Genomic DNA, 23283 nt, shown 5'->3' with positions numbered 1-23283 from the left:
AGCCTAGCCATGCTGGTCAAGGCGGCCCGCCGGTGCTTGGCTTGAAGCATGGCTTCCGCAGAAACTGCCACCACACATGAGAACGAACCGCATCGTGATGACCTTGCCCATCGGCTGAACTGGCTGCGCGCCGGCGTTTTGGGTGCGAACGACGGCATTGTCTCCGTCGCAGCAATCGTCGTCGGCGTGGCCGGTGCCACGACCAACACCGGCAGCATCCTTGCTGCGGGAACGGCGGGCTTGGTGGGTGGAGCCATTTCCATGGCGTTGGGCGAATATGTATCCGTCAGCAGCCAGAGCGACACGCAAAAGTCGCTCATTGAGAAGGAACGCAGGGAGCTCGCCGAGCAGCCGGAGGAAGAACTCGAAGAGCTCACCTCGATCTACCAGGCGAAGGGGCTCAGCGCGCGTACCGCCCGGACAGTGGCCGAAGAACTGACGAAGCATGATGCCCTTGCCGCCCATCTGTCCGCGGAGCTCAATATCCACGAGGACGACATCGTCAGTCCGTGGAACGCCGCCCTTGCATCGGCAGTGGCGTTTACCCTTGGCGCCGTGCTCCCCATGCTGGCCATCCTGCTCCCTCCCCCGGCGATGCGCGTTCCGCTGACGTTCGTTGCCGTCCTGCTGGCTCTCGCGATCACGGGAGCCGTGGGGGCTTGGATTGGTGCGGCGCCCAGGTTCCGCGCCGCAGCCCGGGTGGTGTTAGGCGGAGCGTTGGCGCTTGCAGCCACGTTCTCGATCGGAAGCCTCTTGGGCGCCAGCGGCGTTTTCTGAGGGTACTGCCGCCGGGCAGAGCTAGGCTGATGGCGTGACCCTTCACGCCATGATTCCGATTCCGGGCGACCTGCACGCCCGATACAACCGCGATTCCGCGGGGCGGGACTGGCTGGCGAGCCTTCCGGGGCTTATCCGTGAGGCTTTGGACCGTTGGCAGTTGTCCGTGGACCTCGCACCCGGTGAAGAGCCGTGGAACGGACATGGAGCCTTGGTTGTGCCCGTTCTCCAGCACAGCAGGCAGGCTGCGCTGAAGATCGCCTATCCGCATGAGGAAGCCCTTGTAGAGCGCCATGCCCTGGCCCTGTGGGGTGGCCACGGAGCTGTCCGGCTCCTGGCTGCCGACGCCGCCAGTTGCTCCATGCTGCTGGAACGCCTTGACGCGTCCCGTTGGCTGCAGGATGCCCCCATGGATGAAGCCCGGCAGGTCTGGGGTGACATCATGCGCGGGCTTTCCATTGCGCCGGATGATCGTCCCGAGTGGCGGGGCTTCGATCACATCGCCGCCACGGCCGAGCGCTGGAGCGACGAAATGCCTTTGGAGTGGGAGCAGCAGGACCGCCCCTTCCCGCGATGGTTACTGGAGGGCCGCGTTGGAAGTGTGCCAGACCCGCGGTGCTGTTGGCCGACGATCCGGCAGGGACGTCCTGGTGCATACCGATCTCCACTTCATGAACATCCTCGCCACCTTGGACGCGGACCGTCGAGGCTACCTGGCCATCGACCCCCAGCCGCAGATCGGTGAAGCCGAATTTGCGGTGGCACCTGTTCTGTGGAACCGGATCAAGGATTTGCCGGATCGCGATCCGGGGGCTGCCCTGCGGGAGCGATGCCGGGACTTCAGCCTCGCCGCCGGCCTTGATCCGGAGGTCGCGCGACAATGGAGCATCGCCCGCGAAGTGAACAATGCCCTGTGGTCCGCGGGAAAGCGGGGTCATGAAGGCGATGTGGCCCGTTCCCTATGGGTGGCGAGCACACTGGCGGGCAGGACGCTCGAAGGACTTCCAGCAGCAAGGGATTTGCCCGAGCCCGGGGACGCAGTCAGCTGACGTTGTCGTTCCAGACGTCCACGCCGAGCTTGATGATCAGTGCCGCGACGACGATCAGGAACACGATCCGCACAAAGCTGCTCCCCCTGGCTACAGCTGTGCGGGCGCCAAGGTATCCGCCCGCCATGTTTGCCAGGCCCAGCACCAGGCCCACTCCCCACAACAAGGAGCCGTGGGGGAGGAAGAAAATGAGGGCACCGGCGTTGGTGGCCATGTTGACGATCTTGGCCTTCGCGCTGGCTTCAAGGAACGCGTAGCCCATGGCCGAGACCAAGGCGATCACCAGGAAGGATCCTGTACCGGGCCCGATCAGGCCATCGTAAAAACCGATCACGGCACCGATCAGGCAGGCCACCACGTAGTGCTTGTGCCCGTCGTGCCGCAGAGCAGTCAGCTCGCCCGCGCTGGGGCGCAGTGCCGTGAAAATCGCGACGGCGATCAGCGCCAGGACAATGATGGGCTTGAAGACGCTGGCCGGCAACGATGCAGCGAGGATGGCACCGCCAAAGCTCCCCGCCAGCGCAATCACCGCCATGGGTATTGCCGTCTTGAGGTCCGGTCCCACCCGCCGGTAATAGGTGGTGGCACTGGCGGTGGTGCCGAAGATGGAACCCATCTTGTTCGTTGCCAGAGCCTGGACGGGCGTGATGCCGGGCACCAGCAGCAGTGCGGGGAGCTGGATCAGCCCCCCGCCACCTACTACCGCGTCAACCCAGCCGGCTGCGAATCCAGCCACCACAATCAGGATGATGGTGGTGAGCTGGATAGTCTCGAAGCCGGAAATCACCGGTTACGGACAGCGTTGACCACGTAATCCACGGCCTTTTCCACCGAGATGTTCTCGGCTTCACCGCTGCGGCGGTCCTTGATCTCCACAACGCCGTCCACGAGCCCACGTCCGACGGCCAGGATGGTGGGCACTCCGACGAGCTCGGCATCGCCAAACTTGACGCCGGGAGAAACCTTGGGCCGGTCATCAAAGATGACGTCGAGGCCTGCAGCCTCTAGTTCCGCCGATAGCTTCTCTGCGGCTTCGAAAATTTCGTCACCGCGGCCCACAGCCACAACGTGTACGTCGGCAGGGGCCACCGTGCGTGGCCACACGAGGCCGCGGTCGTCATGGTTGGCCTCCGCAAGGGCTGCGACAGCACGGGTGACACCAACACCGTAGGAGCCCATGGTGACAACAACCTGCTTGCCGTTCTGGTCAAGTACCTTCAGGTCCAGCGCCTCGGCGTACTTGCGTCCGAGCTGGAAGATGTGGCCCATTTCGATGCCGCGGGCAGTTTCAAGCGGCCCGGAGCCGTCAGGCGCCGGATCCCCTGCCCGGACGTCTGTGCATTCGATGACGCCGTCCCACGTGAAGTCGCGGCCCGCTACCAGTCCGAAGACGTGCTTGCCATCAATATTGGCGCCCGTCACCCAGGTTGTGCCGGAGACGACGCGGGGATCCACGAGGTACAGCAGCTTGGAAGACCCTTCCAGGCCCAGAACTGCTTCATCCAGGGACAAACCAGGCCCGATGTAGCCCTTGACCAGCCACGGCAGCTTCTTGAGGTCTTCCTCGTTGGCTGCCTCCAGGCCGATCTCGCCCGCGATGGGAAGGAACGAACCAATGTTGGCTTCCACCCGCTTGAGATCCACGGCGCGGTCACCTGGAACGCCGAGGACGACGATCTGGCGTTCACCGGTGGGCAGCGTCACGGCGAGGACGACGTTCTTCAACGTGTCAGCGGCAGTCCAGGCGCCGCCGTCGGCCTCGCTGCGGGGTGCCAGCTGGTTGGCTGCGTCAACCAGGGTCTCGATGGTGGGGGTGTTCGGTGTGTCCAGAACCTGGGCAGCCGGCGCGTCCGTGAAGTCAATATCCTCAGGGACAACCGTGGTGACTGCTTCGACGTTGGCGTAATAGCCCCCTGCCGAGCGAACAAAGGTGTCCTCGCCGATCTCCGTGGGGAAGAGGAATTCTTCGCTCTTGGAGCCGCCCATGGCCCCTGCCGTGGCAGCAACCGGAATGACTTCCAGACCCAGGCGGTCGAAAATCTTCAGGTAGGCAGCACGGTGGGCGGCGTAGCTTGCGTCCAGGCCGGCGTCGTCAACGTCGAACGAGTAGGAGTCCTTCATGATGAACTCGCGGCCACGGAGGAGGCCTGCACGGGGTCGCGCTTCATCGCGGTACTTGTTCTGGATCTGGTACAGGCTCAACGGCAGGTCCTTGTACGAGGAGTACAGGTCCTTGACCAGGAGGGTGAACATTTCCTCGTGCGTCGGAGCCAGGAGGTAATCGGCACCCTTGCGGTCCTGAAGCCTGAACAGGCCCTCTCCGTACTCCGTCCAGCGGTTGGTGGCCTCGTAGGGCTCGCGCGGGAGCAGTGCCGGGAAGTGGACTTCCTGCGCGCCAATGGCGGACATTTCCTGCCGGATGATTTCCTCCACCTTGCGCAGGACGCTGAGTCCCAGCGGCAGCCACGTGTAGATGCCCGGCGCGGCACGGCGGATGTAACCGGCCCGGACCAGGAGCTTGTGGCTGGCGACCTCGGCGTCGACGGGATCTTCACGCAGGGTGCGCAGGAACAACTGTGAAAGGCGAAGGACCACGGGTACGTATCCGTTTCTATGGCAGATGTGGCAAAAACAACTGTCTACTAATCTACCGGCTGCCAGCGCGCCGCTCCGCACAGTGCCGCTTCGCACAGAACGGCCAGCACAGAGAAGAGCCACGCCGTCGCGTCTGGAAGCCCCTGGCCAAAGATCGGCTGGTCATCCTGCGATGGCGTGGCTCAGCGGCCGGCCGGCCGCAGACTCTGTCCGGGGACTAGTCCCCCGTTCCCTCCAGCGGAACGGGATCGCCTGCGACTGGGAAGCATTGGTGACTGCCGAGCTCACGGATGGTGCGGCTGCCGGAAGCAGCCTTCAAGGTCTTTGCCATAATTCCCCCTGTAACCACCCGTGCCCCATCGACACGGCTTGGGAAAAACCTATGTGATAGCGGACACGTTTTCAAGGATTTTGATGGCAAAGGCCTATTGACCGCACCGTTTACCAGACTTAGCGTTAATTCATCACTTGGTGAATTACTCGGTGGCGCCGGAGGCAGCCATGTCACAAGCAGCAATAGAAGTCACGGACCTGCACATCTCCCGGGGCCCGAACAAGAATTTTGCGGGGCCTGGACTTCGCCGTGGACAGCGGGCGCATCACGGGACTGCTCGGCCCGTCAGGTAGCGGCAAGACAACACTCATGCGCGGCATTGTGGGGGTCCAGCGAATCACGCGCGGATCCATCAGCGTCCTCGGCCGCCCGGCGGGCAGCGCACCGTTAAGGCACGACGTCGGGTATGTCACCCAAGGCGCCAGCGTCTACGCGGACCTCAGCGTCGAAGCCAACGTCAAGTACTTCGGTGCCATGCACAAGGCAACGGCGACGGACGTAGCGGAGTCGATCGCCGCCGTCGGGCTCGAATCGTTTGCAAAGCAGAAAGCCGGGAACCTCTCGGGCGGGGAGTTCAGCCGCGTGTCCCTCGCATGCGCGCTGGTGGCGCACCCCAAGCTGCTGGTCCTGGACGAACCGACAGTGGGCCTGGATCCGGTACTGCGTGCGGAGTTGTGGGAGCGGTTCGTTGACATGGCAGCTGGCGGAACAACGCTTTTGGTTTCCAGCCATGTGATGGAGGAAGCGTCGCATTGTTCCTCGTTGCTGCTCCTGCGGGACGGCCTGCTGCTGGCGCAGCTCACACCGGCCGAGCTTGCCAGGCGGGGACGCAGCAATGACCTTGAGCGCGCGTTCCTGAACATGATCAAAGACGCCGAACGTGGTCCGGACAGCGGTCAGCCAGCAAAGAAAAGCCAGGTGGCATCATGAATCTTCGGATGACCTTTGCCACCACAGCCCGGGTCCTTGGTCAACTGCGGCACGATCACCGCAGCGTGGCGCTCATTATGGTGGTCCCGGCGCTGCTGCTCACCGCCGTCTACTATCTTTTCGAGAACGAAACACTGCCCCCGGGTTTTCCACGCACTTTCGACCGCGTGGGCCTGATGATGCTGGCGATCTTCCCGTTCGTCGTCATGTTTCTGGTCACGTCCATCACCATGCTGCGGGAACGAACCTCCGGGACCTTGGAGCGGCTCCTCACCACACCCATCCATAAAGCAGACCTCTTGTTCGGCTACGCCATTGCGTTCTCCATCATGGCCGCGTTGCAGTCCCTGGTGGCGACGGCAGTTGCATATTGGATCTTCAATCTCGACATCAAAGGAAGTCCAGGGTTCGTCGTGATGATCGCGGTGATCAACGCTGTCCTTGGAGTGGCCTTGGGGCTGCTGTGTTCGGCCTTTGCACGCACCGAGTTCCAGGCTGTCCAGTTCATGCCCGTAGTGGTGGTGCCGCAGATCCTGCTCTGCGGACTGTTCGTTGCCCGGGAGCAGATGAACGACGTCCTCGAGGCCATCTCCGGTGTCCTTCCCCTGACGTTTTCTGTTGATGCCCTTCAGGAGATCGCAGGAAACATCGATGCGACTGACGCCCTGTGGCAGGACACCCTGGTGATGGGCGGAATCGTGGTGGGAGTCCTTGTCCTTGCCTCGTTGACGCTGAGGCGGCAGACCTCATGAGCCTGGAACCCCTGCGCCGCGGCCGTCGAAGCGGAAGCGACCATTCGCGCGAAGCCATTCTGGTGGCGGCCCGGAAGTTGTTCGCAGAGCAAGGGTTCGACGGCACGAGTCTTCGCCAGGTGGCGCGGGAAGCCTCAGTGGATCCGGCGATGGTCCATCACTTCTTCAAAGGCAAAGACGAATTGTTCGCCTCCAGCGTGGAGTTGCCTGCCGATCCTGAACAGGTCCTGGCAGGCGTTGAAACCCTGGAACCGGAGGCGAGGGCAGAAGCACTTGTCCGTGCGGTTGTCCGGTTGTGGGAGGGCCCGGCGCAACCCGGCTTGGTGGCATTCGTTCGCGGCACCATCGGATCGAAGGCCAAAACGGCACTGCTGCGGGAGACCGTGAGCCGGACCATCCTGTCCCGGGTCATGGTGGGCGTGCAGGGCCCCTGCTGAGGAAGTCCGCCTGCGTGGCAATCTGGTGGCCACACAGGTGGTGGGACTGATGCTGCTCCGCTACGTGATCCGGCTCGAACCCTTGGCGAGTGCTGACCAGGAGGAAGTAGTGAGCCTGGTGGCACCGACCATCCAGCGGTATCTCACCGGAAACCTGAACCCGCCCAAGTAAGTAGCAGCTGATGCCGTTTAGAGCCGGCAAAACGGCATCAGCTGCTACTTGGATTGCTAAAACAAGACCGTCGCGAATGTACCGACTTGCTCGAAGCCGACTCTTTCGTAGGTGGCGCGCGCTTTGGCGTTGTAGTCGTTGACGTACAGGCTCGTTATTGGCGCAAAGGTACGTGAGAGATTTACGACGGCGGCCATGTAGCCGGCGCTCTGGTGGTGTCCACGCATGTCCGGATTCATCCATACGCCCTGGACCTGCGTGACGTCCTGGGTAACTGCCCCCAACTCTGCCTTGAAGACAACTGTCCCGGCAGCGTCGATGTGGACCAGGGAATGCCCTTGGCGGATGAGCCCCGCAACGCGCCTGCTGTAGAAGTCCTGGCCTCCCAGGAAGGGCGAATAGCCAACTTCTTCTTCGAACATGGCGGCGCAGGCAGGCAGAATGCGTTCGAAGTCCGCCATCGTGCCGAAGGTCAGCAACGGATTGGCTTCGATGGCCGGGCCACCGGAAATGGTCAAGAGGGGCTGCCTGGAACGGACTTCGTGCGCGAAGTGGCCCAACTGCTCAAAGCGGGAGTAAAGCGCCAGCACTGTTTCCGCCGGCCCGAAGATGGAGGCGTACCGCCTGCCGGACTGGTGGGCCGCCGTAGCCACATATCCGGTCAGCCCGGGGTCGAGTTGCACCGGGACCAGATTGGCCCCGGCCCAACAGGCTCCAAGGAGGGTGTCGTCGTCGAACACGCCAAAGACGCTGGCGCCGCCGCTGGTGGGCGCTGCCGTTCCCACGCTGTCCAGATGCGCCAGGATGAAGACGTTGGCAACGGGATCTTCGCTCGCAAGCGCGCGAAGGGCCAAGGTGTCGGCACTGCCGAGCACCCTGACCCCCAGGCCTGTCTCGTTACGAGACGCTAACCACGGGGCTACCCTTGACAGCATCTTCGCCATCGGCCTCCCCCATCTCTTCAGCGATACGCATGGCCTCTTCGATCAGTGTCTCAACAATTTCGCTTTCAGGCACTGTCTTGATGACTTCGCCCTTCACGAAAATCTGGCCTTTACCGTTTCCGGAGGCCACACCGAGGTCCGCTTCGCGGGCTTCGCCCGGACCGTTGACTACACAACCCATGACAGCAACGCGGAGAGGGATTTCCATCCCCTCAAGGCCGGCGGTTACTTGCTCAGCCAACGTGTACACGTCCACCTGGGCACGGCCACAGGACGGGCAGGACACAATCTCAAGCTTGCGTGGACGCAGGTTCAATGACTGCAGGATCTGGTTGCCTACCTTGATTTCCTCCACGGGCGGCGCCGAGAGGGAAACGCGGATCGTGTCGCCGATCCCGCGGGACAGCAAAGCCCCGAAAGCAGTTGCGGACTTGATGGTTCCCTGGAAGGCCGGACCCGCTTCAGTCACGCCGAGGTGCAGGGGCCAGTCGCCCTTTTCGGCGAGCATCTCGTAGGCGGCCACCATGATCACGGGGTCGTTGTGCTTCACGGAGATCTTGAAGTCGTGGAAACCGTGCTCCTCGAAGAGCGAGGCTTCCCAGACCGCAGACTCCACCAGCGCTTCAGGGGTGGCCTTGCCGTACTTCTTCATGATGCCCGGTTCCAGGGAGCCGGCGTTGACGCCAATGCGGATGGACGTCCCATGGTCTTTCGCGGCTGCGGCGATTTCCTTGACCTGGTCATCGAACTTCCGGATATTGCCGGGGTTCACACGGACCGCTGCGCATCCCGCTTCAATGGCCGCGAAAACATACTTCGGCTGGAAGTGGATATCGGCAATCACGGGGATCTGGGATTTGCGGGCAATGATCGGCAACGCCTCGGCGTCGTCGGCTGACGGACAGGCAACACGGACGATGTCGCAGCCGGAGGCCGTCAGTTCAGCGATCTGTTGAAGCGTGGCGTTGATATCCGTGGTGGGCGTCGTAGTCATGGACTGCACGCTGATGGGTGAATCAGAACCAACGCCAACGGACCCAACCTTGATCTGCCGCGTCTTGCGGCGAGGGGCAAGGACGGGGGGTGGGGCTGCTGGCATTCCCAGGCTGACCGAGGTCACGTGGACTCCTTGGGTTTGGGGTGGATCGTTGTGGTGGAGGACGCGGGAGCTAGGATGCGTAGGCAGCCAGGACGCCGATAATGGGGTCCCATTCCGTGGTGCGGATGCCGGCTATGACTCCGGCTTCGGCGAACGGATCCTGCTTCAGGAGGTCGTTGAGTTCGGCTTCATCAGCCGACTTGAAGATGAGCAGGGCGCCGGCGCCGTCACCGTAGGGGCCGCTGGCAAGCAGGGTGCCGTCCTCTGCGAGGTCGCCGAGCCAGGCGCGGTGCGCCGGGCGGGCTTCGTCGCGGAGGGCGCCGGATTCGGCGACGTATACATACTCAACAGCGAAAACAGTCATGGAGCTAGCCTATCCCGCCGCGTCCGATGATCCGCCATCCATTCCAGCCCACTGAGTGGTCCCTGCGGGAATCTCAGCCAAAGATATTCACTGGCTTGACGATGTCCGCGTAAATCAGCAGGGCTCCCATGGCCATCAGCAGCGCGGCCACCACATACGTGGCGGGAAGGAGCTTTGCGATATCGAACGCACCCGGATCCGGCTTTCCCCTCAGCCTGGCCACCTGGCGCCGGGCCCCCTCATACAGGGCACCCGCCACGTGGCCGCCGTCGAGAGGCAGCAGGGGCACAAGGTTGAAGATGGCCAGCGCGAAGTTCAGGCCCGCAAGCAGCCCTACCAACGTTCCAATGCGCGCCTGGAGGGGGACCTCTTCCATCGCAGCGACCTCGCCGGCCACACGGCCGACGCCAACCACACTGATGGGGCCGTTGGGATCCCTGGGTTCCTCGCTGAAGGCGGCCTTCGCCACACCAACCACACGGGCGGGCAGGTTAAGGATCACTCCGGATATCTGCTTGATGTTCTCCCCCGCCATGGGAAGAACGGACGACGCCGGCTGGGGAACCAAGGCGCTCTGCGGGCCGATTCCCAGGAAGCCCACCTCCTGGTACTTCAGCGTGCCGTTGGCGTCCTGCTCCTGGCGTCCATCGGCACCCACAACCGGCCGCGAGGACAAAACCGGAGTAACTGTGGTGGAAACTTCCGAGCCGTTGCGCTCGACGGTGACGGGTACTGCTTTGCCGGCGGAGGCCCCGGATCCAGCCGGTGAGTTCATCCCAGCTGGTGACAGCCTTGCCGTCGAAAGTCTTGACGACGTCGTTCGGCTGCAGCCCGGCGGCCGCAGCAGGTGTTGGCTTGCAGTCCGCCGAGTCCGGGTCCACCGTTTTCCCCGCAGCCACCTGGCACTTTGAGACGTCCGCGATGGTTGTGGTGGGCGTGGCAACGCCAAAACCCATGAGCAGGATGGCGAGGAGAACCAAACCGATCAGCATGTTCATGGCCGGACCGCCGAGCATGACGATGATCTTCTTCCAGACCGGAAGCTTGTAAAAGACCCTGCCTTCGTCCCCGGGGCCAACTTCTTCGTGGGCGACGGAACGGGCTTCGCTTGCGAGTGTCTGGAACATGCCCGTGCTGGAGGGACGTACCCCGCCATCTTCTTTGTTGGGCGGGTACATGCCGATCATGGCCACATAGCCGCCCAAAGGAAGGGCCTTGAAGCCGTACTCGGTTTCGCCCTTCTTCCTGGACCACAAGGTGGGCCCGAAACCAATCATGTACTTGGTCACGCGCACCTTAAAGAGCTTCGCGGGGACCAGGTGGCCAACCTCATGCAAAGCGATGGACACTGCGACGCCAATGGCGACGAAGACGACTCCGAGGATGAAAAGAAGGACGGGACTCATGCCGACGGGACTGCTTCCATAGGGGTTTCTTTACCGGTATCTCTGCTATACGGAGCTGTTGGCTAAACGATCATGGGTGCGCGTGCGTGCCCAGCTCTCAGCATCCAGCACGGACTCCACCGTAAGCTCCGAAGAACCTGAATGTTCGCTGAGGACGGACTCCACCGTGTCCACGATGTCCGTGAAGCGGATGCGGCCAGCGTGGAAAGCCTCCACGGCTTCCTCGTTGGCCGCGTTGAAGACGGCAGGATAGGTGCTGCCCTGCTTCGCGGCCTCCTTGGCGAGCTCCACCGCCGGAAAGGCAACCGAGTCCAATGGTTCGAACGTCCAACTTGTGGCCTGTGTCCAGTCACATGCCTGGGCGGCACGTGGAACGCGTCCGGGCCAACCCAGCCCCAGCGCTATGGGAAGGCGCATGTCAGGCGGCGACGCCTGGGCAATGATGGACCCATCCACGAACTGGACCATGGAATGGACCACCGACTGTGGATGGACCACCACCTCGATCCTGTCCAGTGGCACATCGAACAGCAGATGTGCCTCGATCACTTCAAGGCCCTTATTGACGAGGCTCGCCGAGTTGGTGGTGACCATCAGGCCCATATCCCATGTTGGATGCGCCAAAGCCTCGGCGGGTGTGACGTTGTGAAGCTGCTCTCGGCTGCGGCCACGGAAAGGTCCGCCGGACGCGGTGAGAATCAACTTCTCGACCTCCTGCTCGGTACCTGAACGCAAGCACTGGGCAATGGCCGAATGTTCGGAATCGACAGGCACGATCTGGCCGGGGCCGGCAGCTGCTTTCACCAGGGCACCACCGACGATCAGCGACTCTTTATTGGCGAGCGCCAAGATGGCACCTGACGCCAGCGCGGCCAGGGTTGGCGCCAAGCCAATGGAACCGGTGATGCCGTTGAGAACGACGTCGCATTCCACTTCCGCGATGCGGGTGGACGCGTCCGGTCCAACGAAAATTTCCGGGGCAAAGTTGCGCAAGCCGCTTCGGGCCGCTGCGGCGTCAATCAGGTTCTGCAATACTCCCGGATCGCCATGGGCGATGCCGATTGCCTGCGCCCGCGTGTGCACAGCCTGATGTGCAAGCAACTCCGGATTGCCGCCGCCGGCGCTCAGTGCCACAACTTCGAAAAGGTGCGGGGCGCCGTCGACGACGTCAATCGCCTGTGTGCCGATGGAACCGGTGGACCCGAGGATGACGATCTTGCGCGGCTGCATTGCTTAAGTATCCCAGCAGCTGCAGAAGCCTGCGAACGGAGCGTAAGGCTAAGTGGAAAACCCTGTTTGACCACTTCTTCCCCGGGCGTAACGTGGAATTTGTGGAGTGGCTGGCCTGGTTTGACGCGCAGGACTGGTTTAACGCGCAGGACTACGAATTTGCGCGCCAGGTATTGCAACGCGGAACTGCCGCCCTTTATCTGGTTGCGTTCCTCTCCACCCTTAACCAGTTTCCTGCACTCCTTGGCGAGCACGGCCTGCTTCCGGTTCCGTCATTCCTTGAGATGGCGCGCCGTCTCGCCCGGCCCACTCTTTTCCAGTGGCGGTACTCCGATGCCCTGCTGCGCGCAGTTTGTTGGGTAGGAATCGCTGTGTCCGCGATGCTGGTGGTCGGCCTGCCGCAGCTGGGACCACCGTGGCTTCCGATGCTGGCGTTCCTCAGCCTCTGGTTCCTGTACATGTCGATTGTGAATGTGGGCCAGACGTTCTACGGCTTTGGTTGGGAGATCCTGCTGCTGGAGGCCGGTTTCACCGTAGCTTTCCTTGGCTCGGACCAGGTTCCACCGCCCACCACCATCCTGGTCCTGATTGTTTGGCTGGTGTTCCGGCTCGAGTTCGGCGCGGGAATGATCAAAATCAGGGGCGGCCGAGAGTGGCGCGACCTCACCGCGATGCTCTACCACCACGAGACGCAGCCGATGCCCGGGCCGCTGAGCCGGCAGTTCCATCTCCTCCCCCGCCCCCTGCACAAAGTGGAAGTGGTTGGAAACCACTTCGCTCAGTTGGTGGTTCCGTTCTTCCTGTTCGCGCCGCAACCGCTGGCCAGTATCGCGGCAGGAATCATCGTCGTGACGCAGCTTTGGTTGGTGGGCAGCGGCAATTTTGCCTGGCTGAACTGGATGGCAATCGTCCTTGCCTTCGCTGCAGTGAGTGATCCGGTGGCGCATGCGGTTCTTCCCGTCATCCCGCTCCAGTGGCATGCAGGTGCCGAAACCCCGGCGTGGTGGTTCGTCGTCGTACTTGCCGTGACGGTCCTGTTGCTGGTCCTCAGCTACCGGCCGCTTCTGAACCTGTTCTCGCGCCAGCAACTCATGAATGCGAGCTTCAACCGCTGGCGCCTCGTGAACGCCTATGGTGCGTTCGGTACGGTGACGAAGCAGCGGATCGAGGTCGTCGTCGAAGGCACCATGGCTGAAGAGCCCGATGCAGCTGACGAGCAGTGGCTGGAGTACGGCTTCAAAGGCAAACCCGGGGACGTGCGCCGCCTCCCGCGGCAGTGGGCGCCATACCACCTCAGGCTTGATTGGCTCATGTGGTTCCTGCCCCTGCGGACCGTCCACGAAGGGTGGTTCTACGCCTTCCTGGAGAAGCTGTTGGAGGCAGACAAGCCCACGCTTGGGCTGCTTCGCCATGACCCGTTCGACGGCGAACGCCCGCGTTGGGTGCGTGCGCGCAGCTATCTTTACCGTTTCGCCAGCCGTGCGGAGTTCCGTGAGACGGGTGGGCGTTGGGTGCGGGTGTTCCTGTATGACGCCATTCCGCCGGTCTCACTTACGCCTCGACGGCGGCGGCTCCTTTAGTGTTGTCTGGCCTGGCCTCGGATGCGGGCACGGCGGATTTGGCTGGGGGCGCGGGCGGTGGTGCTGTGGACTCACGGACCACCAGATGCGTTGCCAGCTCCACGCGGCGGGAGTCGATGTCCTCGCCACGGACCTGGCGCAGGATGAACCGCAGGGCAGAGCGGCCCATCTCCTGCAATGGCTGTGACACGGACGTCAGGGGTGGAACGGATTCTTCCGCTTGGTGTGTGCCGTCGAAACCGACGAGGCTCATGTCCTCCGGGATCCGGATGTTCTGCCTTCGCGCTTCTGCCAGGACACCCAGCGCGATGCTGTCACTTCCAGCGAATACTGCCGTGGGCGGATCCTCAAGTGCAAGCAGGGCCCTTCATGCCCCGCACACCGTTCTCGGGCCGGAACGGGCCGGAGGAGACATAGTCGTCGTCCACGGCAATTCCCTCTGCCATGAGTGCCGCCATATAGCCGTGGAGCCGCGCCTGGCTGCACTCTGCCGTGGCAGGTCCGCCTATATAGGCGATTTTGCGGTGTCCCAACCCGAGCAGATGGGTAGCCGCGGCCTTGCCTCCGGCCCAGTTGCTTGCGCCAACGCTGAAGACGTCTGCCGGTGGCGGGTTGAGGGGGTCCACCACCACGATGGGGATCCGGCGGCGTTGGAACGCTTCCAGCTGTGCGGAGCCAAAGGCGGAAGTGACCACGATCATTCCGCTGCGGCCTTCGTCGATAATGCGCTGGGCCCGCTCCTCGGGTCCCAAGGGTGACGCTGTTTGCTTGCTGGTCACCGAGAGGATGACCTCCATGTCCGAGACCGCCGCATGCTCCATGACCCCGTTGAGGACTTCCACGGAATAGGCCGAGTTCAGGGAGTCGAAAACCACTTCAACTGACTGCCGGAGCGGAAGGCTTTTGCGTTGGAGGGGCGATTTGTATCCGGTTCGTTGCAAGGCCTCAAGCACGCGCGCCCGGGTTTCCTCGGCCACGTCCTCCCTGCCGTTCACCACCTTGGAAACCGTAGGCGCTGAAACCCCCACCTCTTTGGCCACGGCAGCCAGTGTGAGTTTGAGCGGACGTTGCTCGCGTTTCATAGTCCCCCTGCTTTCGAAATATTTCGGTTTGGTTCGAGTATGCGGGATGCCCGCGGAAAGCTCAAGACCGCCGCAACAGCAGGCGACTCGTCGCAAAAGTAAGCCTTGACGTGTGATCGAATGCACTTTAGTTTAGACCGTGACCTAAACAGCATTCGCGAAATATTTCGGTATTTTTCGGGACACGGTCACTCCTTTGGGAGATGGGCACCGCAGTGCCCAACGAGGCGACTACACATGGAGAAGCAATGAAGCAGTTCCAATCATCACGGCGTTCTTTTCTGGCTCTGGCGGCAGTTACACCATTCGCAGTCATGGCAACCAGTGCCTGCGGTACGTCCGGACCGGGCAGCGCGAGCGGAGGAGGAGCCAGCATGTGGTTCCTCTCCGGTGAGCCGAACCAGACCACCATCCAGAAGGCCGTCGATGCTTTTGGTTCGTCGAATCCCGACAACAAGATTGCTGTGACGTACTTCCAGAACGATGCTTACAAGACGAAGATCAAAACCGCGATCGGCGCCGGCCAGGCCCCAACCATTGTTTATGGATGGGGCGGCGGAACGTTGAAGACCTACGCCGAGGCCAACCAGGTGGAAGACCTGACCAGCTGGTTCGAGGCCAACCCGGACCTGAAAAACAAGTTCTTCCCCGCTTCGTTCGGTGCAGCCACCGTCAACGGCAAGATCTACGCCCTCCCCAACCAGTACGTGGCCCCTGTTGTCCTGTTCTACAACAAAGAGCTCTTTGAAAAGGCCGGGGTGCAGCCACCCAAGACCTGGGATGACGTCATGTCATTGGTCAAGACCTTCAACGACATGGGCGTAGCTCCGTTCTCCTTGGGCGGTCAATCCCGCTGGACCTCGATGATGTGGCTGGAATACCTGCTGGACCGCATCGGAGGGGCCGAGGTGTTCAAGGCGATCTTCGAAGGCAAGCCCAACGCCTGGATGGATCCGGCCGTGATCGAAACGGGAACAAAGATCCAGGAACTGGTATCCGCCGACGGCTTCATCAAGGGCTTCTCCTCCATCACGGCAGATTCGAAGGCAGACCAGGCGCTGTTGTTCACCGGCAAAGCCGCCATGTTGCTTCAAGGTTCCTGGGTCTACGGACCTATGAAGAAGGAAGGCCAGAACTTCGTCCAGAACGGAAAACTGGGCTTCGTCACCTTCCCGACCATCCCGGGAGGCAAGGGAGATCCTAAGAATGGCGTAGGCAACCCTGCCCAGTACATGTCGATTTCGGCCAAGGCCACCGACAAAGAAAAGGAAACGGCCAAGAAGTTCTTCAAGGACGGCATCATGACCGATACGGTCATCGACGCCTACATCAACTCCGGTTCGGTCCCGATCGTCAACGGAATTGAAGACAAGCTCGCAACGTCGCCGGACAAGGACTTCCTGAACTTCGTCTACGACATGGCCAAGAATGCCCCGAACTTCCAGCAGTCCTGGGATCAAGCCCTGAGCCCGACCGCGGCCGAGGCCCTGCTTAACAACATCGACCAACTGTTCCTCAAGTCGATCACGCCACAGCAGTTCGCCGAGAACATGAATGCCACCCTGGGCAAATGAGTTCAACAACCACTCACAGGGCTGCCACTGGATCGCGGAAAGTCGAGCAGGCCGGGCAGCAAAAATCCGCACTCGCCTGGCTGACAGTGCCGGCTTTGATCTTCTTCGTGGTGTTTGCGCTCGTGCCGCTGGTAGGTGTCCTGGTGCTGAGCTTCGCCAACTGGGACGGCATCGGGGCCATCGGAGCGGCCGGCCTGGAGAACTGGTCCTCAGTACTCACCGACCCCGGACTGTACAACGCACTGGGCCTGACTTTCCTGATCATGATTGTCTCCTGGCTGGTTCAGACTCCCATCAGCCTTCTCCTGGGAGTCTTCACGGCAGGTACACAGCGTTACAGGGCTGCCTTGGCAGTGTTGTACTTCTTGCCGCTTCTCCTCTCCTCCGCGGCAGTTGCCATCGCATACAAGGCACTGTTGGACCCTAACTTTGGCCTGGCCATGGGACTGGGATTGCCCATCCTGGCCCAGGACTGGCTGGGCGTCCCGCAGTTGGCATTGGGCCTGGTCATCTTCGTGATCGCCTGGCAGTTCGTGCCCTTCCACACACTCATCTATCAAGGTGGCGTGCGGCAAATCCCCAAATCCCTGTACGAGGCAGCTCAGATCGATGGTGCGGGAATCATTAAGCAGTTCTTCCACATCACGCTTCCGCAGCTGAAATACACCATCATCACCTCGTCCACCCTGATGGTCGTAGGATCGCTGACGTACTTCGACCTCATCTTCGTCCTCACCGGTGGCGGGCCTGGTAATTCCACCCGCATCCTGGCCTTGGACATGTACTTGCGCGGCTTCCGGGCCAACCTCATGGGCCCGGCAAGTGTCATCGCCGTCATCCTCGTCGTTATAGGCCTTGTCCTTGCCTTGTTCCTCCAGCGCCTTGGAGGCAAGGACAAGCAGGGCAGCCAATTGGAAGGTTTGTAAGGTGAGCACTGTCCTTCAAAGCGATTCGAAAACCGCTCCGGCCACTCCCCCGGGCCATTCCATGAAGGCCAAGCAGAGCCTTGGTTCACGGGTCAGGCGGCTGAACATTCCCGGCGGCCTCGGCGGTTGGATATGGCTGGCCATCATCATTGTGCCGATCTATTACATCGTCATCACCAGCCTGAAGACCTCCGAAGGGTACTTTGGGCAGAATCCGCTGGCCCTCCCGACGGCTCCTACGTTGGAGAACTATCAACTGGTTCTCGAGGCCAACTTCACGACGTACTTCATGAACAGCGTGATCGTCACACTTGGCTCCGTGATCCCCACGGTGTTGATCTCATTCATGGCTGCCTTCGCGATCGTTCGTGGTCGCGGCCGATACCTGAAGTTTGTCAACGGCATGTTCCTGATGGGCCTGGCGATTCCGCTCCAGGCGACCATCATTCCGATCTACCTGATGATCATCCGGCTGAATCTGTATGACAGCCTCCTTGCCATCATGCTTCCCTCCGTAGCGTTCGCCATTCCGTTGACGGTCCTGATCCTGTCCAACTTCATCCGCGATGTGCCGAACGAATTGTTCGAGTCAATGCGCCTGGACGGCTGCAGTGATTGGCAGACGATGTGGAGGTTGGCGCTGCCCTTGACCCGCCCGGCGATAGTAACCGTGGCAATTTACAACGGCTTGCATGTCTGGAACGGATTCCTGCTGCCCTTGGTGCTCACCCAAAGCCCCGGACTCCGTGTCCTCCCCTTGGGGCTGTGGACTTTCCAAGGCGAGTTCAGCGTCAACATCCCCGCCGTACTGGCCTCTGTCGTCCTGAGCACCCTGCCAATCCTGGTGATTTACGTCCTTGGACGCCGTCAGCTGGTCAGTGGCCTGACCGCTGGCTTCAGCAAGTAGCAGCTGCCCCAGGTGCGAATTCAGACAAGAAAGGACTTTCACATGTCAGAACCGAAACCCCTGCGCGTAGGCATGGTGGGCTACGCCTTCATGGGTGCCGCCCACTCGCACGCTTGGCGGACTGCTCCGCGGTTCTTCGACCTTCCGCTCGCCCCGGAATTGGCTGCCGTCGCCGGCCGCAACGAAGAAGGCGTCCGTGCTGCGGCACGCAAGTACGGTTGGGATTCCGTGGAAACCGACTGGCGCCGGCTGATCGAGCGCGATGATATTGACCTCATCGATATCTGCACCCCCGGAAACACGCATGCCGAGATCGCCATCGCCGCCTTGGAAGCGGGCAAGCACGTGCTCTGCGAAAAGCCACTGGCCAATTCAGTGGAAGAGGCGGAGAAAATGACAGCCGTCGCCCAGGCGGCAGCAGAGCGCGGCGTGTTATCCATGTGCGGCTTCAGCTACCGCCGCACTCCCGCGTTGGCGTTGGCAAAGCGGATGGTGGAGGAAGGGCGCCTTGGCGATATCCGCCACGTCCGGGCGCAATACCTGCAGGACTGGCTCAGTGACGCGGATGCGCCGCTCACGTGGCGCCTGGACAAGTCCAAGTCCGGCTCCGGTTCCCTTGGCGATATCGGTGCCCACAGCATTGACGCCGCGCAGTGGATCACGGGTTCCACAATCACCGGGGTCTCGGCGCTGCTGGAAACCTTCGTGAAGGAACGGCCTGTGGGCGGTGACTTCGTGGGCCTCGGTGGCCGCGGCGGTTCGGACGCTCCCAAGGGCCCGGTCACGGTGGACGACGCCGCGCTGTTCACCGCCCGTTTTGCCGGAAAGCACGACGACGGCGCTGCCGCCACCACCGCCACGGAAGGCACCGCCGTCGGGACTCCTTCCGGCACTGGTTCCAGCGCTGTGGCAGGGCCCATCGGCATCTTCGAAGCCACTCGCTTTGCCCTTGGCCGCAAGAACGCCATGCGCCTGGAGCTCAACGGGACCAAGGGCTCGCTGGCCTTCGACTTCGAGGACATGAACTCGCTACAGGTCTACGATTCGGCGCTGGAACCTGACGCCGGATTCCGGAAGATCATCGTCACCGAACCATCCCATCCGTATACAGGCAATTGGTGGCCCACCGGGCACGGTCTTGGCTACGAGCACGGATTCACCCACCAGGTGGTGGACCTGGTGAATGCCATCGGCGCTGGGGAGCAGCCCTCGCCGTCGTTCTCTGATGCCTTGCAGGTTCAAAAGGTGCTGGCCGCCGTTGAGGCGAGCGCGGGCAACGCGAGCCGCTGGCAGAACGTCTGAGAGGAACCAACATGACCCGACCCATCACCCTTTTTACCGGCCAGTGGGCCGACCTGCCGTTTGAGGAAGTAGCGCGCCTGGCTGGCGAATGGGGCTTTGACGGCCTGGAGATAGCCTGCTGGGGCGATCACCTGGACCCGCAGCGCATCGTCGAGGACGACGCGTATCTTCAAGGCAGGCTGGACATCCTGGAGAAGCACCACCTATCGGTCCACGCGATCGCCAACCACCTCACCGGGCAGGCAGTTTGCGATGACCCCATCGATGAACGTCACCGGGACATCCTGGCACCGGACGTGTGGGGCGACGGCGATCCTGAGGGCGTCCGACAGCGTGCTGCTGAAGCCATGAAGACCACTGCGCTTGCGGCGGCAAAGCTTGGCGTCAAGACCGTCACGGGGTTCACGGGCTCGTCCATATGGAAGTGCGTCGCAATGTTCCCGCCGGCTTCCGAAGCCATGATCGAGCGCGGCTACCAGGACTTCGCAGACCGTTGGAATCCCATCCTGGATGTCTTTGACGAGGTAGGAGTCCGATTTGCCTTGGAAGTCCATCCTTCGGAGATCGCCTACGACTACTGGACCGCCAAACGCACCCTTGAGGCCATCGGGCACCGGGAGAACTTCGGCCTGAACTTCGACCCCTCCCACTTCATCTGGCAGGACCTTGACCCCGTGATGTTCCTCCAGGACTTCGCGGACAAGATCTTCCACGTGCATGTCAAGGAATCCGTACGCCAACTCAACGGACGCAACGGCCGCCTTGGATCCCACCTGCCGTGGGCGGATCCCCGCCGCGGCTGGGACTTCGTCACCGCAGGCCATGGCGACGTGGACTGGGAACCCATTTTCCGCATGCTCAACTCGATCGGGTACGCCGGACCCACCAGCATCGAATGGGAAGACGCCGGAATGGACCGGCTGATCGGCGCTCCGGAAGCGTTGGACATGGTCCGCCGGTTGGCTGCCATCCGTCCCCCGGCTGCGGCTTTCGATGCCGCCTTCGCCGCCCGCTGAACCCGCTTACGAACACCCAACAGACTCACCCGGACGTAAAGAAATACAAAGGAAAACATGACAACCAAGAGTAAGACCGCACTTGTGGTTCGGGGCGGCTGGGACGGACACCAGCCGGTGGAAGCCACCGAACTGTTCCTCCCCTTCCTCAAAGAGAACGGCTATGAGGTCAGGGTGGAGGAATCCCCCAAAATTTACGCGGACGCTGAATACATGGCCGGAGTAGACCTCATCGTGCAGTGCATGACGATGTCCACCATCGAAAAGGACGAGTTCGAGGGGCTCCGCGCCGCCGTCGAAAATGGCACGGGGCTTGCCGGATGGCATGGCGGGATCGCCGATTCCTACCGCAACACTTCGGACTACCTGCACTTGATCGGGGGCCAGTTCGCCTGCCACCCGGGCAAGCATGAAGACGAACGGACCGGGGAACAGCCGGACAACTATGTTCCCTACACGGTGAACATGCTCCCAGCCGCAGCAGAGCATCCCATTACCCAGGGAATCGCAGACTTTGACCTCGTCACCGAGCAGTATTGGGTTCTGGCCGACGACTACATCGATGTCCTGGCGACCACTACGCAAAAAGTACGCGAATGGGACCCTTGGAACCGTGAAGTGACCTCCCCCGCCATCTGGACCAGGCAATGGGGCAAGGGAAGAATCTTCGTTTCCACCCCCGGCCACCGAGTCGAAATCCTCCAGGACAGCAACGTCCGCACCATCATCGAAAGGGGCATGCTGTGGGCATCCCGCTAAATGTAGGAATCATTGGCTGTGGCGCCATCATCGCCCAGTACCTGACGAACTTCCGCAGACTGGATGCGATCAACCTCGTGGCCGTCGCGGACCTTGATCCCGCCCGGGCCCAAGCAGTTGCCGACTCTTACGACGGCGTCCGTGCTCTGACGGTGGACGAGCTGCTGGCCGCAGACGACGTCGAGCTCGTCCTGAACCTGACAATTCCGGCAGCGCATGCCGACGTCGCGCTCAAGGCCATTGCCGCGGGCAAGTCCGTGTACGGCGAGAAGCCGCTGGCAGCGACCACCGCCGAGGCCCCGGCAAGTACTCGACGCCGCCGCCGCGGCAGGCGTGGCTGTCGGCTGCGCTCCCGACACCGTGCTGGGTACCGGCATCCAGACAGCGCGCAAAGCGATCGACGACGGCCTGATTGGCGCTCCGGTTTCGGCGACCGCCACCATGGCTACGCCCGGGCATGAGCGCTGGCACCCCAACCCCGATTTCTACTACCAGCCCGGCGGGGGTCCGCTGCTGGACATGGGCCCCTACTACGTATCCGCTCTGGTCACGCTGCTTGGCCCCATAGTGTCCGTGGTGGGCGCGGCCAGCCACACGCGCAGCGAACGAACCATTGGCTCCGGTCCCCGCGAGGGGCAAAAAGTGCCGGTGGAGATCGATTCCCATGTCACAGGTGTACTGGTGCACGCATCCGGCGCCCTGTCGACGCTGTTCATGAGCTTCGACGCCGTCAAGACCAAGAGCCCCAACATCGAAATCCATGGGGAGAAGGGGTCGCTCGTTGTTCCGGATCCCAACCACTTCGACGGCGACGTGCAGTTGTTCGAGTTGGGAGCCGACGACTGGAAAACCCTCCCCGTATCCGCGGGTTACGTCGACGCCGGCCGCGGCTTCGGCATCGCCGATTTGTCAGCAACTCCGGCGGGACAAGAGCCCCGCGCGGGTGGCCAACTCGCCTTCCATGCCCTTGAGGTCATGGAGTCTGTGCTGGAATCCGCCAAGACCGGACAGGCGGTAGCCATCCAGAGCACCGTCAAGCGTCCGGACATGGTGGAACTGGCAGAACTCACGACGCCGGTACGCGCCTAGCGCTGAGGCACGCCGAGGTGACAGTTGAACCCACGGTTCGGTTTTCCCGCGAACGCGTGGGTTCAACTGTCACTTCACGTGGCGGGCCCGGCGCAGTGTTGCCTCGGCGTGCTTAAGAATAGGGCCGTCGATCATCTTGCCCTTGAACTGGAAGACGCCCGTTCCCGCAGCAGATGCTGCATCTAGAAGCTCGGCGGCCTCGGTCACGGCTTCGGGCGTGGGCGCGTAGGCTTCCCGTACGGTTGCGACCTGGCTGGGGTGGATGCACGCCTTGGCACCGAAACCACTGGCCACGGCGTCCAGGGATTCAACAGACAGGCCCTGGAGATCGGGGATGTTCACATACACGGAGTCGATGGCTTCCTTGCCGGCGGCTTTTGCAGCAAGCAGCACAGCGGACCGTGAGTGCAGTGCCACGGCCCGGTAGCCGCCGTCGTCGTTCCTGCTGGAGAGGCCACCCAGGGAAGCCAGCAGGTCCTCCGCGCCCCACATCAGGGCAACCACGTTGGGTTCCGCGGCGATGGCTGCAGCATTGACGATGCCGGCCGCTGTTTCGCAGAGCGCAATCACGCGGTAGCCCTCAAGCGCCCTGAGCTGCTCAGCACTCTCCGCTTTGGCGAGCATGACGGTGCGGTAGGGAGTGTGCGCAAGGCTGTGCAGGTCCTTCTCGAATTCTGCGGAGCCCGCCGGGTTGACGCGGATAATCGTCCGGCTGGGGTCCAGCTCAGCAGTCTCTCCTTCGGATCCGAGCTGCGCGAGGATCGCGCCCCGGGCCCGCTGCTTGTCCCCTGGAGCCACGGCATCTTCGAGGTCAAGGATCACGGCATCCGAGCGCTCCGCCGCCTTGCCGAAACGCTCTGGCCGGTCAGCTGGGCAAAACAGGAGTGCCGGCCCCATGGTGAACGGCGTAACGGCTCCGTGGAGTGACGAGTCGGAAGAAGGCATGAACGGTTCCTTGC

18 protein-coding genes and 5 pseudogenes are annotated in these 23283 nt (G+C 62.3%); 14 read left to right on the top strand and 9 right to left on the bottom strand.

Features of this window, described 5'->3' with window-relative positions:
- Positions 1-48 precede the first annotated feature (48 nt).
- On the top strand, positions 49-777 hold the full coding sequence (locus tag LDP01_RS18000; protein ID WP_224092274.1) for a VIT1/CCC1 transporter family protein: 729 nt from the start codon (positions 49-51) through the stop codon (positions 775-777).
- Between the two features lie 49 nt (positions 778-826).
- A pseudogene (locus tag LDP01_RS17995) lies at positions 827-1826 on the top strand (aminoglycoside phosphotransferase family protein).
- Here LDP01_RS17995 and LDP01_RS17990 read toward each other — a convergent pair.
- Positions 1819-2613: a sulfite exporter TauE/SafE family protein gene (locus tag LDP01_RS17990; RefSeq protein ID WP_224092272.1), complete on the bottom strand. Its 795-nt coding sequence runs from the start codon at positions 2611-2613 to the stop codon at positions 1819-1821. The pseudogene LDP01_RS17995 and the gene LDP01_RS17990 overlap by 8 nt on opposite strands.
- Positions 2610-4421 carry a proline--tRNA ligase gene (locus LDP01_RS17985; protein ID WP_224092270.1) on the bottom strand — a complete coding sequence of 604 codons (1812 nt, stop codon included), beginning with the start codon at positions 4419-4421 and terminating at the stop codon, positions 2610-2612. Before LDP01_RS17985 ends, LDP01_RS17990 begins: the two co-directional genes overlap by 4 nt.
- A gap of 501 nt (positions 4422-4922) precedes the next feature.
- On the opposite strand from LDP01_RS17985, the pseudogene LDP01_RS17980 reads away from it, so the two are divergent.
- The 4 genes and pseudogenes from LDP01_RS17980 (at position 4923) to LDP01_RS23510 (ending at position 7046) form a co-directional block, all read left to right on the top strand.
- A pseudogene (locus tag LDP01_RS17980) lies at positions 4923-5685 on the top strand (ABC transporter ATP-binding protein).
- 8 nt (positions 5686-5693) lie between these two features.
- A complete protein-coding gene (locus tag LDP01_RS17975) occupies positions 5694-6437 on the top strand; it encodes an ABC transporter permease (protein WP_224092267.1) in 744 nt (247 codons plus the stop codon).
- Positions 6434-6874, top strand: a complete 441-nt coding sequence (locus LDP01_RS17970) for a TetR/AcrR family transcriptional regulator (RefSeq protein ID WP_263433782.1) — start codon at positions 6434-6436, stop codon at positions 6872-6874. Before LDP01_RS17975 ends, LDP01_RS17970 begins: the two co-directional genes overlap by 4 nt.
- A gap of 25 nt (positions 6875-6899) precedes the next feature.
- Positions 6900-7046 carry a TetR/AcrR family transcriptional regulator gene (locus LDP01_RS23510; protein WP_263433781.1) on the top strand — a complete coding sequence of 49 codons (147 nt, stop codon included), beginning with the start codon at positions 6900-6902 and terminating at the stop codon, positions 7044-7046.
- A 56-nt stretch (positions 7047-7102) separates the two neighbouring features.
- Here the strand turns inward: LDP01_RS23510 and LDP01_RS17965 are convergent, their stop codons facing one another.
- The 5 genes and pseudogenes from LDP01_RS17965 to dxr form a co-directional block, all read right to left on the bottom strand.
- Complete coding sequence (locus tag LDP01_RS17965) at positions 7103-7981, bottom strand: GNAT family N-acetyltransferase (RefSeq protein ID WP_224093929.1); 879 nt, start codon at positions 7979-7981, stop codon at positions 7103-7105.
- Positions 7944-9110, bottom strand: a complete 1167-nt coding sequence (ispG, locus tag LDP01_RS17960; RefSeq protein ID WP_216925300.1) for a flavodoxin-dependent (E)-4-hydroxy-3-methylbut-2-enyl-diphosphate synthase — start codon at positions 9108-9110, stop codon at positions 7944-7946. The genes LDP01_RS17965 and ispG overlap by 38 nt, the downstream gene beginning before the upstream one ends.
- A 49-nt stretch (positions 9111-9159) precedes the next feature.
- Positions 9160-9453, bottom strand: a complete 294-nt coding sequence (locus LDP01_RS17955) for a YciI family protein (protein ID WP_224092265.1) — start codon at positions 9451-9453, stop codon at positions 9160-9162.
- Positions 9454-9526: 73 nt separating this feature from the next.
- A pseudogene (locus LDP01_RS17950) lies at positions 9527-10859 on the bottom strand (M50 family metallopeptidase).
- Between the two features lie 45 nt (positions 10860-10904).
- Positions 10905-12089 carry a 1-deoxy-D-xylulose-5-phosphate reductoisomerase gene (gene dxr / locus LDP01_RS17945; protein ID WP_224092263.1) on the bottom strand — a complete coding sequence of 395 codons (1185 nt, stop codon included), beginning with the start codon at positions 12087-12089 and terminating at the stop codon, positions 10905-10907.
- 101 nt (positions 12090-12190) lie between these two features.
- On the opposite strand from dxr, the gene LDP01_RS17940 reads away from it, so the two are divergent.
- A complete protein-coding gene (locus LDP01_RS17940; protein WP_224093928.1) occupies positions 12191-13669 on the top strand; it encodes a lipase maturation factor family protein in 1479 nt (492 codons plus the stop codon).
- On the opposite strand, the pseudogene LDP01_RS17935 reads toward LDP01_RS17940, so the two are convergent.
- Positions 13641-14751, bottom strand: a pseudogene (locus LDP01_RS17935) (LacI family DNA-binding transcriptional regulator). The gene LDP01_RS17940 and the pseudogene LDP01_RS17935 overlap by 29 nt on opposite strands.
- A 248-nt stretch (positions 14752-14999) precedes the next feature.
- Here LDP01_RS17935 and LDP01_RS17930 point away from each other — a divergent pair.
- The 7 genes and pseudogenes from LDP01_RS17930 to LDP01_RS17900 all read left to right on the top strand — a co-directional run bounded on the left by LDP01_RS17930 (position 15000) and on the right by LDP01_RS17900 (position 22324).
- Positions 15000-16325, top strand: coding sequence for an extracellular solute-binding protein (locus LDP01_RS17930; RefSeq protein WP_224092261.1), 1326 nt, complete (start codon positions 15000-15002; stop codon positions 16323-16325).
- Positions 16322-17251, top strand: coding sequence for a carbohydrate ABC transporter permease (locus LDP01_RS17925; protein ID WP_224092251.1), 930 nt, complete (start codon positions 16322-16324; stop codon positions 17249-17251). The genes LDP01_RS17930 and LDP01_RS17925 overlap by 4 nt, the downstream gene beginning before the upstream one ends.
- A 61-nt stretch (positions 17252-17312) precedes the next feature.
- Positions 17313-18158 carry a carbohydrate ABC transporter permease gene (locus tag LDP01_RS17920; RefSeq protein WP_224093927.1) on the top strand — a complete coding sequence of 282 codons (846 nt, stop codon included), beginning with the start codon at positions 17313-17315 and terminating at the stop codon, positions 18156-18158.
- 42 nt (positions 18159-18200) lie between these two features.
- Positions 18201-19460: a Gfo/Idh/MocA family protein gene (locus tag LDP01_RS17915; RefSeq protein ID WP_224092248.1), complete on the top strand. Its 1260-nt coding sequence runs from the start codon at positions 18201-18203 to the stop codon at positions 19458-19460.
- Between the two features lie 11 nt (positions 19461-19471).
- Positions 19472-20476, top strand: a complete 1005-nt coding sequence (locus tag LDP01_RS17910) for a sugar phosphate isomerase/epimerase family protein (RefSeq protein WP_224092246.1) — start codon at positions 19472-19474, stop codon at positions 20474-20476.
- A gap of 57 nt (positions 20477-20533) precedes the next feature.
- Complete coding sequence (locus LDP01_RS17905; protein WP_224092244.1) at positions 20534-21235, top strand: ThuA domain-containing protein; 702 nt, start codon at positions 20534-20536, stop codon at positions 21233-21235.
- A pseudogene (locus LDP01_RS17900) lies at positions 21220-22324 on the top strand (Gfo/Idh/MocA family protein). The gene LDP01_RS17905 and the pseudogene LDP01_RS17900 overlap by 16 nt, the downstream one beginning before the upstream one ends.
- A 69-nt stretch (positions 22325-22393) precedes the next feature.
- Here the strand turns inward: LDP01_RS17900 and LDP01_RS17895 are convergent.
- A complete protein-coding gene (locus LDP01_RS17895; RefSeq protein ID WP_224092242.1) occupies positions 22394-23269 on the bottom strand; it encodes an HpcH/HpaI aldolase/citrate lyase family protein in 876 nt (291 codons plus the stop codon).
- Positions 23270-23283: the final 14 nt, after the last annotated feature.

This window comes from Arthrobacter sp. StoSoilB13, assembly GCF_019977255.1.
In the GTDB taxonomy this organism is placed as follows: domain Bacteria; phylum Actinomycetota; class Actinomycetes; order Actinomycetales; family Micrococcaceae; genus Arthrobacter.
The sequence above is the reverse complement of the archived record's forward strand: the minus strand, read 5'-3'. Positions and strand labels throughout refer to the sequence as shown.

Coding starts and splice junctions, on each gene's coding strand:
- LDP01_RS17920 (WP_224093927.1), top strand. CDS start 17,313: ATGAAGGCCAAGCAGAGCCTTGGTTCACGGGTCAGGCGGCTGAACATT.
- LDP01_RS17910 (WP_224092246.1), top strand. CDS start 19,472: ATGACCCGACCCATCACCCTTTTTACCGGCCAGTGGGCCGACCTGCCG.
- LDP01_RS17975 (WP_224092267.1), top strand. CDS start 5,694: ATGACCTTTGCCACCACAGCCCGGGTCCTTGGTCAACTGCGGCACGAT.
- LDP01_RS17925 (WP_224092251.1), top strand. CDS start 16,322: ATGAGTTCAACAACCACTCACAGGGCTGCCACTGGATCGCGGAAAGTC.
- LDP01_RS17895 (WP_224092242.1), bottom strand. CDS start 23,269: ATGCCTTCTTCCGACTCGTCACTCCACGGAGCCGTTACGCCGTTCACC.
- LDP01_RS18000 (WP_224092274.1), top strand. CDS start 49: ATGGCTTCCGCAGAAACTGCCACCACACATGAGAACGAACCGCATCGT.
- LDP01_RS17930 (WP_224092261.1), top strand. CDS start 15,000: ATGAAGCAGTTCCAATCATCACGGCGTTCTTTTCTGGCTCTGGCGGCA.
- LDP01_RS17965 (WP_224093929.1), bottom strand. CDS start 7,981: ATGCTGTCAAGGGTAGCCCCGTGGTTAGCGTCTCGTAACGAGACAGGC.
- LDP01_RS17970 (WP_263433782.1), top strand. CDS start 6,434: ATGAGCCTGGAACCCCTGCGCCGCGGCCGTCGAAGCGGAAGCGACCAT.
- LDP01_RS17955 (WP_224092265.1), bottom strand. CDS start 9,453: ATGACTGTTTTCGCTGTTGAGTATGTATACGTCGCCGAATCCGGCGCC.
- dxr (WP_224092263.1), bottom strand. CDS start 12,089: ATGCAGCCGCGCAAGATCGTCATCCTCGGGTCCACCGGTTCCATCGGC.
- LDP01_RS17915 (WP_224092248.1), top strand. CDS start 18,201: ATGTCAGAACCGAAACCCCTGCGCGTAGGCATGGTGGGCTACGCCTTC.
- LDP01_RS17905 (WP_224092244.1), top strand. CDS start 20,534: ATGACAACCAAGAGTAAGACCGCACTTGTGGTTCGGGGCGGCTGGGAC.